The 12,290-nt window shown below is 42.0% G+C and carries 11 protein-coding genes and 2 pseudogenes; 12 read left to right on the top strand and 1 reads right to left on the bottom strand.

The genetic code is table 11. The annotated features are described in order from the left end of the window. Nucleotides 1-307: 307 nt before the first annotated feature. The 8 genes and pseudogenes from P364_RS0131020 (at nt 308) to P364_RS0130990 (ending at nt 6,602) form a co-directional block, all read left to right on the top strand. Nucleotides 308-994, top strand: coding sequence for a hypothetical protein (locus P364_RS0131020; protein ID WP_024633895.1), 687 nt, complete (start codon nt 308-310; stop codon nt 992-994). Between the two features lie 186 nt (nt 995-1,180). Then, on the top strand, nt 1,181-1,648 hold the full coding sequence (locus P364_RS0131015) for a hypothetical protein (protein ID WP_024633894.1): 468 nt from the start codon (nt 1,181-1,183) through the stop codon (nt 1,646-1,648). A 192-nt stretch (nt 1,649-1,840) separates the two neighbouring features. Beyond that, nucleotides 1,841-2,290 (top strand): DUF1569 domain-containing protein, encoded by a 450-nt coding sequence (locus P364_RS0131010; RefSeq protein WP_024633893.1) that lies wholly within the window; start codon nt 1,841-1,843, stop codon nt 2,288-2,290. 125 nt (nt 2,291-2,415) lie between these two features. Further along, nucleotides 2,416-2,496 (top strand): annotated as a pseudogene (locus P364_RS37085) (VOC family protein); the annotation flags it as partial. A gap of 227 nt (nt 2,497-2,723) precedes the next feature. Further along, a complete protein-coding gene (locus P364_RS0131005) occupies nt 2,724-3,407 on the top strand; it encodes a helix-turn-helix transcriptional regulator (protein WP_036665514.1) in 684 nt (227 codons plus the stop codon). Nucleotides 3,408-3,442: 35 nt separating this feature from the next. Next, nucleotides 3,443-4,618, top strand: coding sequence for a MalY/PatB family protein (locus P364_RS0131000; RefSeq protein ID WP_024633891.1), 1,176 nt, complete (start codon nt 3,443-3,445; stop codon nt 4,616-4,618). Between the two features lie 32 nt (nt 4,619-4,650). Beyond that, a complete protein-coding gene (nhaC, locus tag P364_RS0130995) occupies nt 4,651-6,138 on the top strand; it encodes a Na+/H+ antiporter NhaC (protein ID WP_029881437.1) in 1,488 nt (495 codons plus the stop codon). An 80-nt stretch (nt 6,139-6,218) separates the two neighbouring features. Next, nucleotides 6,219-6,602: a RidA family protein gene (locus tag P364_RS0130990; protein WP_024633889.1), complete on the top strand. Its 384-nt coding sequence runs from the start codon at nt 6,219-6,221 to the stop codon at nt 6,600-6,602. A 70-nt stretch (nt 6,603-6,672) separates the two neighbouring features. On the opposite strand, the pseudogene P364_RS38825 reads toward P364_RS0130990, so the two are convergent. Further along, nucleotides 6,673-6,798, bottom strand: a pseudogene (locus tag P364_RS38825) (IS30 family transposase); the annotation flags it as partial. A 259-nt stretch (nt 6,799-7,057) separates the two neighbouring features. Here P364_RS38825 and P364_RS0130980 point away from each other — a divergent pair. The 4 genes from P364_RS0130980 to P364_RS0130965 all read left to right on the top strand — a co-directional run bounded on the left by P364_RS0130980 (nt 7,058) and on the right by P364_RS0130965 (nt 12,251). Next, nucleotides 7,058-8,101, top strand: coding sequence for a LacI family DNA-binding transcriptional regulator (locus tag P364_RS0130980; protein ID WP_024633888.1), 1,044 nt, complete (start codon nt 7,058-7,060; stop codon nt 8,099-8,101). Nucleotides 8,102-8,716: 615 nt separating this feature from the next. Next, complete coding sequence (locus P364_RS0130975; RefSeq protein ID WP_024633887.1) at nt 8,717-9,676, top strand: ABC transporter permease; 960 nt, start codon at nt 8,717-8,719, stop codon at nt 9,674-9,676. Between the two features lie 15 nt (nt 9,677-9,691). Further along, nucleotides 9,692-10,576 (top strand): carbohydrate ABC transporter permease, encoded by an 885-nt coding sequence (locus tag P364_RS0130970; RefSeq protein ID WP_024633886.1) that lies wholly within the window; start codon nt 9,692-9,694, stop codon nt 10,574-10,576. Between the two features lie 43 nt (nt 10,577-10,619). Then, nucleotides 10,620-12,251 (top strand): extracellular solute-binding protein, encoded by a 1,632-nt coding sequence (locus P364_RS0130965; RefSeq protein ID WP_024633885.1) that lies wholly within the window; start codon nt 10,620-10,622, stop codon nt 12,249-12,251. The last annotated feature ends 39 nt before the right edge of the window (nt 12,252-12,290 follow it).

Genomic DNA, 12,290 nt, shown 5'->3' with positions numbered 1-12,290 from the left:
AGTTGGATTATCAAGATGGACACAATTATATATCAATAATTGGTGATAGTTCTGAATCGGTCCACCCAGTCTATGTTAATGATGATACCCTTCAAATTAATACATATATCTTAAAGAGAATTAAATAATTGAAGAAAATGAAAGTAATTCAAGGTAGTTTTCACTTCTGATAAACATAGTATTCACGCAGCGGCTACGCCTTGGTCACTGTAATGCTTTTGTCAGGGTAGTGAATTCATGTGACAACTTGCTGCGCAAGTTCATGAATACCTGAACGTTATCAGAAAGACTATGAAGGAGGAATAGAATGAAGCTTTTTCATGGAGAAGAAGCCTTAATTCAAGAAATTGATTTTTTACAACCTTCGATATCTACGCCCCTAGGGACCATTGAATTTTTACTTTCTGTCTCCAGCAAGTCTTATCTTTCAACGCAATGTTTTCGGCTTAAACATGGTGGATCATTATACCAATATGGCTACGATTTATTTGATTGCGAGTTAGTGATCTGCAAACCGAAGCTCGATCTTGCTTCACATCTGACAGCAGAGGAATGTTGGGGAGCCGTATTTAGAATCAAACCGAATAAAAATCACCAGATCGATACGTGTAGTTTTTCTGCTTATTGGCGGGAGGGATATAGCTGGAAAGATTACGGATCTAATACCGGGGAAGATCTTGAAGCTATTGAGTATGAGAACGAGAAATACCGATTACATTTAGGAACCCAGGACGGCCCCTTATTAATGGCAAGACGAAACCAAGGCGATAGGATTCCTAAATCTCTAGCTTTGAATTCTGATTTTGAGAAGTATGGTTTTATTATAAATTCGGATAAAGGTATTGAAGTTCCTATGACACGAATTCAATCTCATGAGACATGCCAAGTACATTTTTTAACAGCTTGGAATCGAAAGATAGAAGAAGATGTTTCTACATGGCTAGCGGTAGATCTGCCTTCGAAGCAAATATTAGAGGGAAAAGGACTTTTGTAAGTATTTTCGAAGAGGTCATAGTCCATCTGATAACATAATATTCACGATGCGGACATTCGTCCTGGATCCAGAATGCGCCGGACACTCAACATACGCTGAGTCGTGAATACAGGAACGTTATAGGAAATCAGCAACATATAAAGAGGATCAACTACACCTTACATACTTTCGACGGGAAGTGATTGAGTGAATAAAGATATTCTACTTGAATGGGATAGCAAGTATAATGCGGTGAAACGTACGAAAGAACATTATTGGAAGACATATAGGAAGTGGCGTGATGAAAATAAAGTTGACTATCACAATACTTTTATGGGCAAATTATATGATGAATTAATAACTCTTGAAGACCGGGCCATATACCTAAAATATAGTTTTAACACAACAGAAGCTGTGGTATTTTGCTCGATTAATATATTCTACGTAGAAGAACATATAGGAACCTATGATATAGAGTTCTTTTTGAACGGTGAGATCGCTGATGAGTATCTGGATTTTGGAGATGTGTTACTTAAAGATCGGATTACTAAAGTAAAGCATAGTTTGAAAATTGCAAGAAGCGCTCTAAAACTAGGATTTGAAGCATCAGACATTTCGAAAATCACAGAAATCTCACTTGAACATATAGAAATACTAAAAAAGAAATATAGTTGACTTAAGGGAATGGTACAAGAATGATTTGTGTTTCAGAGAATCGGCTGACATCCTATAACATAATATGCACGCTGCGTACATTCGTCCTTGGTCCGGCAGACGCCGGACGCACAGCATACGCTGAGTCGTGAATACAGGAACGTTAAAGGAAATCAGCGCAAGAAAACTCTTTTTTCAGGAGGAATCGTTCTAATGAATAGCATTTTTGATCAAAATCATACAAATGAAATTATTGTCCGTATCAAACAATTACGTCCAGATTCACAACCGCGTTGGGGAAAAATGAATGTCGCGCAAATGTTAGCTCATTGCTCATCTTTTCAGGAAATAGCGATGGGGAACTCTTCTTCATCAAGAAGCTGGCTTGGGTTAGTTATAGGAAAGTTTGTAAAACCCATGGTCTATAACGATAAGCCACTTCCAAAGAATATGTCCACAATTCCCAATATCATGATTGTAGATGAAAGAGACTTTGATGTGGAAAAAGAAACATTAATACAAAATATAATTACGTTTCAAAATAATGGACCTGAGAAATGTACAACCCGACCACATCCTTTTTTTGGTAAACTTTCTCCTGAAGAATGGGGCAAGTGCATATATAAACATCTAGACCATCATTTAAAACAGTTTGGCGTATAGTTAATGAAATAAGCTATTCAGAGTAGGTGCTGACATCCTATAACAATATGTTCACTCTTTGTAGGGCGGGCCCCCTCGGTCCCGGAAGAAAAGTCGAAGGTGTAATTACCGGGACACATCCGCACCAAAAAGAGATTAGTGAATTTGAAAAGTTTATTTGGATTGAAGATCCTGAAGGTCGACTGATCGAGCTTTGGGAAAAATAACGCGTTGTAATGCAGTTGTGTTATCGACTCAATGTTCGAGAAAATGAGTGAGAAGCTTGCACAGATCACAGGAGTGATCGTGCAGGCTTTTTTTATTTATATGAGGGTCATCCACAAAAAAAAGTTGAAAGCGTTTTACAACTGTGATACTATCTTATTAAGATAATAATTTATTATTCTAAAAATAAAAAATACATTGTTGAAAGAAGAGAAAGGAGACCAAAGTGATGGAGATTGAGAATCGGCAGTATCTTGAGAGATTTTTTCCGATCGCTTCATTTATTGCGGCAATTATAGGACCTAAATGTGAAGTCGTCGTACATGATATCAGTGATCCGGAGCACTCTATTGTTTTTATTGAGAACGGATATATTAGCGGCCGTGAAGTAGGCGATGCATCCACTGACCTTGTCTTGAGAATCCTCAAATCGGAAGCTTATCATGAGGAACAGTATATAGCCAACTACAAAGCATCAGGCAAATTCGGTCAGAGTTTCCGATCGTCTACCTACTATATAAAGAATGATCAGAATAAGCTGGTTGGCCTGCTCTGCCTGAATATTGACGTTTCTCATATGGAAGTAGCGGCTGAATGGGTTCAACATATTTTACAAGGAGGACCTAACCCGTATGTAATGCCTGCTGCTGCTGCTGAAAAGTCGAAGGAAGAAAAGCAAACAACGGAGTACCTGCAGGGAAATGCAGATGATCTGCTGCAACATATGATAACTTCTGTCATTGGCAAATTAAAAATTCCGCCGGAACGTTTGTCATCGCAGGAGAAGATTGAAGTTGTCCGCGATTTAAACGAGCTTGGAGTTTTCTTACTGAAAGGCGGCGTTTCACAGGTAGCTGCTTCTTTATCAATATCTGAACCTACGGTATATCGCTATTTACAAAAGCTGAAATAAACAGAATTCTAGATGGAAAACGAGAAGGTGAGATCATGAGCTATAACTTTGATCAAGTGATTAGCAGAATAGGCACCAATAGCGCGAAGTGGGACGGGGTAGTGAACAGCTTGGGGGATGATATGATCGTTCTCTCTGTTGCGGATATGGATATACAAGCGCCTCCTCAAGTCGTGAATAAGGTAAGCGAGATGGCGCGGCACGGAATCTACGGATATACCGATGCGTTCCCTCCGTATTATAAGGTCGTACAACATTGGCTTGATAAAGCTTACAGATGGGATGTACCTCAAGAATGGATTGTGTTCTGCCCGCGTATTGTACAGGCCGTATCGATTATAATCGAGAGATTCACAGAACCTGGTGACCGAATTTTGATGCATACTCCGGCATATCAACCTATCGCTAATGCTGTTGAAATTAATCATAGAAAACTAGTGGAAAGCACGCTGCTGCTTAGAGATGGACGATATGAAATCGACTTTGATGATATGGAGCGCCAAATGAGTGCAGGGGTCAAGATTGTTCTGTTAATCTCTCCACATAATCCGACTGGGCGTGTATGGACAAAGGTGGAATTGGAACGTATAGCCGAGCTCTGCATTCGTTATGATGCATTGCTCGTATCGGATGACATTCATGCCGATTTTATTCACGAAGGACATGAGCATACGATTATCGCGAAATTGTCAGAGCAGATTGCGGAGCGTTCCATTATTTGCACTTCGCCAGGTAAAACCTTTAACTTAGCAAGTCTTGAAATCGCTAACATTGTTATCCCAAACAAGCAGTTAAGAGATCATTTTCAACATGGGTTACGCCAAGCTGGCATTCATAATCCTACTTTTTTTGCCATCCCTGCTTTGGATGTCGCATATACGGAGTGTGATGATTGGCTTACGGAGCTTCGGACTTATATTAAAGACAATATATCATTCACGGAAGATTTTTTTGCTGAGCATATGCCTGAACTTAAAATCGTGAGAGCAGAAGGAACCTATCTTCTGTGGGTAGATTGTACTGCCCTTAGCAGAAACGAAAGCGATTTAATTGAATGGATTCAACATAAAAGCCGGGTTAGCGTAAGCTTTGGTTCGTCCTTTGGCGTGGATGGTGAAGGATTTATTCGCCTGAATCTCGGTGCTCCCAGGGCGCTATTGCAAGAGGCTTTTGAGCGAATGGCCAGCAATTACCCTTTAAGTAACAGATAACTTCTTACATCATCGATAGGGGGAACCTTACAATGGCTATGCCAAATAAGGAAAAGACGGTAAAGCAACCAACTCTGTTTTTAGCTTTATTACCGATTGTTACTATGATTTTGCTGTTATGTTTAGGATATGTTTTATTCGAATTGCCGCCTGAGCCGTTAATCATTATATCCACAGTGGTTGCCGGAATCATCGCCATCAAGCTGGGATACAACTATGACGACATTATGGGTTCCATCGCACAAAAGATCGCAAAGACCATGCCGGCTATCTTGATCCTGATTACTGTCGGTTTTATGATTGGTGCCTGGATGATCGGCGGTACGATACCAATGATGATCTATTACGGACTTGATATTATTAATCCGCAATTTTTGCTGATTACGGCATTCATTGTCACTTCCATTGTCTCCTTATGTACAGGTACTTCTTGGGGATCGGCAGGTACAATTGGGATAGCATTTATGGGGGTAGGAGCTGGCCTTGATGCGAATCTGGCTGCTGTTGCAGGTGCAGTCGTAGCAGGGGCCTATTTTGGAGACAAGCTTTCCCCGTTATCAGATACAACAAATTTGGCAGCGCTGTCAACTGGAGTTAACCTGTATGAACATATTGGTCATGTGCTCTATACGACGGTACCATCCTTTATCGTAGCAGGAACGGTCTACTTAATCACTGGTTTTAATAGCGGTGGCTCGGATGTGGCAATTCCTGAGAAGGTTATTACGATTATGGATACTTTAAGTACAGTGTTCAACTGGAATTTACTATTACTGCTTCCGGTACTGATCGTATTGTATGGATCGATTCGAAAAAAGCCTACCATACCGGTGATGCTGATTTCCTCTTTTGTAGCGTTGGCGAACGGTATGATCTTTCAAGGGTTTACACTGCATGATGTAATTACTTCCGTCATTAACGGCTTCGATGTAGCTATGGTTCACATTCAAGGCTTTGATGCAGCTGCTGTGATTCCGGATATTCCTCGCCTTCTGAATCGCGGTGGTATGAACTCTATGATGGGTACATTGTTGATTTGTTTCTGTGCCATTACATTTGCTGGTGTAATATCGCTTACGAAGTCTCTGGAATTGATTGTAGATAAGATCCTCAAGTATGTGCACTCGACGGGCTCGCTGATCCTGGCAACAATTGCTACAGGTTTGACAATGATCGGTGTAACAAGCAATGGTCAGGTATCGATCTTGATGCCCGGTGAAATGTTACGTGAGGCTTATATCCGCCGCGGTTTGCATCCGAAGAACCTGGGCCGGACAATTGAGGACTCTGCTTCCATTGTCGAACCAATCCTGCCATGGACTGCTGCAGGGGCTTATATGGCTGGTACGCTTGGCGTCGCAACCCTTTCATATTTGCCTTGGGCAATCTTATGTTGGACAGGTATTATCTTCGCGACGATCTGGGGCTTCACAGGCTTTGGAATAACCAAGCTGACTCCAGAGCAGCAGCAGGAAATGCTGAAGGAATATGATGATGCAAAAGCAGCTAAATCACTATAAGAGGGGGGATCACACCCCTCGCTTGTAAAAACAGAAAAAAACAAAGCGCATTAATTCGTGGATAAAGGGAGAGAATTTCTATGACAAAACAAGAGAGAAAAACAATCGCAACTTCAAACGCTCCAAGTGCTATCGGTCCTTACTCACAGGCTGTACAATTTGGGAATATGATTATTACTTCCGGGCAGCTTGGAATGAATGCTGCAGGAGAGTTTCCGGATTCTGTATCGGAGCAGACGAAGCAATCGCTAACTAATGTGAAGGCAATTTTGGAAGCGGCAGAGTATGCCATGGAGCATGTAGTGAAAACGACGGTATTTCTAAAAGACATGGGCGATTTCCAAACTGTTAATGAAGTATATGCCACTTTCTTTGCGGAGCCTTATCCGGCACGTAGCGCCGTTGAGGTTGCGAAGTTGCCGAAGGACGGGCTTGTGGAGATTGAAGTTATCGCGGTAAAATAACTAGTATTCGATGAGCCTCCGGGAAACCGGGGGCTTTTTTATCGGGCAGATTGTCAAACCAATTGCGACAATTTCTCTGAGCGGTTCTCCAGCCCAAACATTTTCGTGATCTATGATCAACTTGAGCGAGATTGGTGCCTTTCGGGAAAAAATCTCAAAGCAAGCCATTCGCATCCTCATTAGAACCGCACTGCCAAATAGGTATGGTCTCTGACCATTTACCAGGTGAGACAGAAGCCTTCCGACGCTCCTCTTAAGCGCTCTGGGCTTGTTCTGCTTGGTAGGAATGCGATGAAGTAGTACGACGGCAGATCGATTTCGGATCGCCCTAAAAAGGTTCGTTGTCATGAAAGCTGCTTGTTTAATTGACGCCAAAATATTACAATATTATGATATGATCATTGCTAAACATAAATTTTGGCTCCAAATGAAGAGAGCAAGGGGAGGTGCTGTAAATGCCAAAATTAAAAGATATCGCAGAACGTGTAGGCGTATCCATATCAACGGTTTCGCGCGCGATCAGCAATGATACCAATCGACCGGTCAATGAAGGGACAAAGCGAAAAATTAGGGAAGCTGCTCTTGAGTTGGGATACAATTTGGATGAATCCTCCAAATCCATTGGCAAAGAGATTACCTCAGCCAAACGGATAGCTTGTATCGTGCCACAGGTTTTGATGGACGATCATCCGTATTTTTCACAGGTACTGACAGGCTTTCACGTTAAAATGACGGAAATGGGGCTGCCTCCAGCAATTGTTCGCACTTGCGAAGAACTTAGTGACACCGAACGGATAAAGATGATGCTTCAGGAAACAGGTACTCAAGGTATAGTCGCAATCAGCTGGTACGATGAAAAATTGTTTGAGCTGCTTGAGCAAGAGAATATCACTGTACTGGGTGTGAGTCTCAATGACGAAAGGCTTACTGTACCGGTCGTTGACTGTGACCGAATATATTCTGCCCGCACAGCAGTCCGTCATTTGATCGAGCAAGGCCATACCCGGATTGGGTTTATTGGTGGCCCCGCATATTCGGAACAAATAGAGAGCGAAGAAAGGTATGTCGGTTATAAATTTGCCATGCTGGAAGCAAATCTGAGTCTGAATGAACATTGGATTATCAACACCAACTGGAATGTGAACCTCAGCTACAGCAGACTGACGGAGCTCCTGACCGAGACGCCCAAGTCTGATTGGCCAACGGCAATTTTTTGTGCAAGTGATATGCTTGCTATTCCTGCGATGCGGGCAGTTGTTGAACAAAATGGCCGTATTCCTCAAGACATAGCCTTCGTGGGCATGGATAATATTTCTATGGCGCAATATACAACACCACCTCTGACGTCCGTGCAAGTTCCAAAATATGAAATCGGCAAAGTGGCAGCACAATTAATTAACGATTATCTGGAAGGACGTTATTCATCTCTCCATAAAGTTTTGTTGCCCAGCACCCTTATTGTGAGGGAATCCTCTGTTTATGATCGTACAAATGACTAGTTAGTTGTGTGATATTATATTACATATGAATCCAGATAACTTTAATATAAAACCTACGAGGAATGCATCCGCGTGGGTTTTTCTTGTTTTTTAGCCAAAAATGATCCAAATAAAGCCAAATAAATGTTTGACAACTGTCGATGGGCTATATTATGATGTATGAAATTAACGTTTGGATTTATATTCTTTGTTTTTGGATTTAGTCATCAGCTAAGATTATCTCATAAACTAAATTATTGATTACGCTTACATCCCCCTATAAATCAGTGTTTATATAAAATAAACAAGAATCCTCTAAAACTCATATATCTATTGCCCAAACTGATATCTACTAATTTACATAAAATACACTCCAAAATATAACCAAATGTATATCCAAATATATATCCAAATTCACATCCCAAAAATCCCTTTGCATTAGATAATGAAGTCATCTATTAACGCTATTCACTCACTTTGTGTAACAACTTCTAACATATAAGTACTTTAAATCAAATCTTAGAAATCAAGGAAGAAAGGTGGGAACTGCTTCGAACAGCGTAAGGACGCTGGTGGTTTAACACAAAGACATTTTACCAGGCAGGATTGTAGTGACAATTTCCAGGGGGGATGTTCATGGCCAATACAACTGTACAACCTGCAATGAATGCAGTACATGAAAAGAAGAGAAGACGTCAGAAGTGGAACCCCATTTTACGAAATTGGCAGCTTTATTTGTTAATTTCGCCAGTTGTCGCTTATTACATTGTCTTTCAGTACTTGCCGATGTATGGCATTCAAATCGCATTTAAGGATTTCATTGCAACGAAGGGAATCTGGGGAAGCCCCTGGGTCGGTTTTGAACATTTTGAACGTTTTTTTCACAGTTATTTCTTCTGGAGATTAATTAAAAATACGCTTGGACTTGGATTGTACAGCTTGGCGGTAGGTTTTCCAGTCCCTATCATTTTGGCGCTCTTGATGAATGAGGTAAGGGCGGAAAAATTCAAAAAGTTTGTTCAGACCATTACCTATGCGCCGCACTTTCTATCAACTGTCGTAGTCGTAGGCATGATGATGATGTTTTTATCGCCGCGATACGGAATCATTAATCATTTCATTGGTATGTTTGGCGGTACTCCCATTAATTTCTTGTCTGAGCCTTCTTGGTTCAAAACGCTGTTTGTGATGTCGGATGTATGGCAGACCATGGGCTGGAGCTCGATTATTTATTTGGCGGCATTAGCTGGTGTGGACTCTCAGCTTCATGAAGCAGCGCGTGTGGATGGGGCAACTCGGTTGCAGCGGATATGGCATATTAATATACCGAGTATTATGCCGACCATTATCATTTTGTTCATTTTAAATATCGGAAGCATCATGGGTATTGGTTTCGAGAAGGTCCTGCTGATGCAGAACACACTGAATTTAGAAACCTCGGACATTATCTCTACCTACGTCTACCGGAGCGGGATACAAGATGCTGAATACAGCTTCTCGGCGGCGATTGGTCTGTTTAACTCCATCATCAATTTCATCTTATTAGTCACTGTTAACCAGATCTCAAAACGTATGAGTGAAACGAGCCTATGGTAAGGGGGTTGCTGATGTATGCTTGTTGAATCTAGAGGAGATCGTATTTTTAATATAGTTAACCATTTTTTGTTAATTATAATTACGCTTATTGTTATCTATCCGCTTGTTTTTGTGTTAAGTGCTTCGTTCAGCGATCCGCAGGCCGTCCTGCGTGGTGAGATGTTCCTATGGCCCAAGGGGATCAATCTCCATTCTTACGAGAAGATTTTTCAGAACAAAGATATCCTCAGAGGTTATACCAATACACTGATCTATACGTCAGTGGGGACGCTGATTAATCTCGTCATGACGATTCTTGCGGCATATCCGCTATCTCGAAAGGATTTTATAGGCCGCAATGCCATCATGGCCCTGTTTGTTTTCACGATGTTCTTCAGTGGCGGATTAATTCCAACCTATATGCTAATCAAAAACCTTGGCATGTTAAACACATTGTGGGTCATGATCATTCCGAATGCCGTTTCGATCTGGAACATCATCATTATGCGGACATTCTTCCAGCAATCGATTCCACATGAGTTGCATGAGGCGGCGACGATTGATGGTTGCTCCAATATTCAAACTTTAACCCGGATTATCCTGCCATTATCGATGCCGATTATAGCGGTGACGATTCTGTTCTATGCTGTTGGGCACTGGAACGCCTTCTTTAACGCAATGTTGTATCTGTCAGACAAGAACAAATTTCCACTTCAACTCATTTTGCGGGAGATTCTGATTCAAGGCCAGACGAACGATATGGTCAAAATGTCAACCGAGTCTGCGATTAAGCAGCAAAGGGAAGTGGAAGGCATCAAGTATGCTGTACTTGTCGTTGCCAACATACCGGTGCTTATGCTTTATCCTTTCCTGCAAAGATATTTTGTTAAAGGCGTAATGATTGGTGCCATTAAAGGATAATTCCTTGTATGGATATATCGATGGGACAAAGGGAGGAATAAGAATGACGCTCAAAAAGTGGGGGAGTATCGCTCTGGTTTGTATGATGTCCGTATCGATGCTGGCCGGGTGCAGTTCCAAGGATGCGGCTGATTCATCGGGAAGTACCAAGGATAAGGGAACTGCCAATGACAAAGTCAATGCGAGCGGATTTCCGATCGTAAATGACACCATTAAAGTGAGCGGATTTGCCGGAAAGTTTTTTGCCAATGCGGACTGGAACGATCTCAGACTCTGGAAAGAGTATGAGAAGATGTCAAATGTTCATATCCAGTGGGATACGGTGCAGAAGGATAATTTGAAGGAAAAACGCAATCTCCTGCTGGCAGGTGGCGCTTACCCCGAGCTGTTCTACGCCTCGGCGTTTTCCAGATCGGATCTGCTGAAATACGGCAAGCAGGGCGCATTCATTCCTCTAAATGATCTGATCGACCAATATGCGCCTAACTTTAAGGCTCTAATGGAGAAGTATCCGGTTATTGGCAAAGGGATTACGATGCCGGATGGCAACATATATGGGCTGCCAACCTTGTATGATCCGGAATTCAAATCGGTTCTGTACGGAACACCTTGGGTGAAGCAAGAGTGGCTTGATAAATTAGGTTTGCAGGAACCGCAGACATTAGATGACTTCTATAATATGTTGAAAGCATTTAAAGAAAAGGACCCGAACGGCAACGGGCAGAAGGACGAGATTGCCTGGGGCGGTGTGGGAACGGCTGGTGTGGTGAACTACCTGAGAGGTTCATTTGGGGTGAATAATCATGGAACCTCCAACATTAACATTGATACAGATCCTCAGACGGATAAAGTACGCTTTATTCCAACCGATCCCCATTACAAGGAGCTGTTACAGTTCGTGAATAAGCTCTACAAGGACGGATTGCTTGAGCAGGACATTGTATCTGTTAAAAGTACCGAAGTGGATGCTAAAGGTATGGAAGGCCTGATCGGAGTCGTTGATAATGTCGATCCGGTTGCGATATACAATCAGCAAGGTTATGTTGGCATGCCAGTACTGAAGGGTCCTCATGGCGATCAGACATACAACGCCTATGGTTCTCCACTCGGTAATATCGGAATGTTCGTACTGACAGATAAAGCCCAAAATCCAGAGGCCATGATCCGCTGGATGGATTATTTCTACAGCGATGAGGGCATCAAAACGTTCTTCATGGGCTGGAAAGATGAGACATATAAAGAAGACGCAGACGGTAATGTAGACTATGTCGACAATATCAAAAACAACCCGGATGGCCTTAATCTGGACCAGGCGGTAGGGCAATACCTGATTTGGCCGGGTGGATACTACCCTGGTTTTGTGAAGCAGAAATACTTCAAGGGTGCTGAAGGTCTGCCAACTTCGGTTGAAAATGCGAAAAAAGCAGAGTCTCACATCTTACCACAAGATCAAATTTGGCCTCCGTTTAATTTCACACAGGAAGAACAGCGGGATCTGACCACTTTCCAGACGGATATTGAAACGTATGTAGATGAAATGCGTGACAAATTCATTACTGGTAATGAATCCTTTGACAATTGGGATCAGTATGTGGCAGCTCTCCAAAAGATGGGCGTAGAACGATATGTAGCCATCTATCAATCAGCAGCAGACCGTTATACCCAAGCGGATTAGAAGGTCATCCGTAGATTTCAGATCATAAAGGAGCGAACA

Origin of the sequence: Paenibacillus sp. MAEPY2 (assembly GCF_000499205.1) — a bacterium.
In the GTDB taxonomy this organism is placed as follows: domain Bacteria; phylum Bacillota; class Bacilli; order Paenibacillales; family Paenibacillaceae; genus Paenibacillus; species Paenibacillus vandeheii.
The sequence above is the reverse complement of the archived record's forward strand: the minus strand, read 5'-3'. Positions and strand labels throughout refer to the sequence as shown.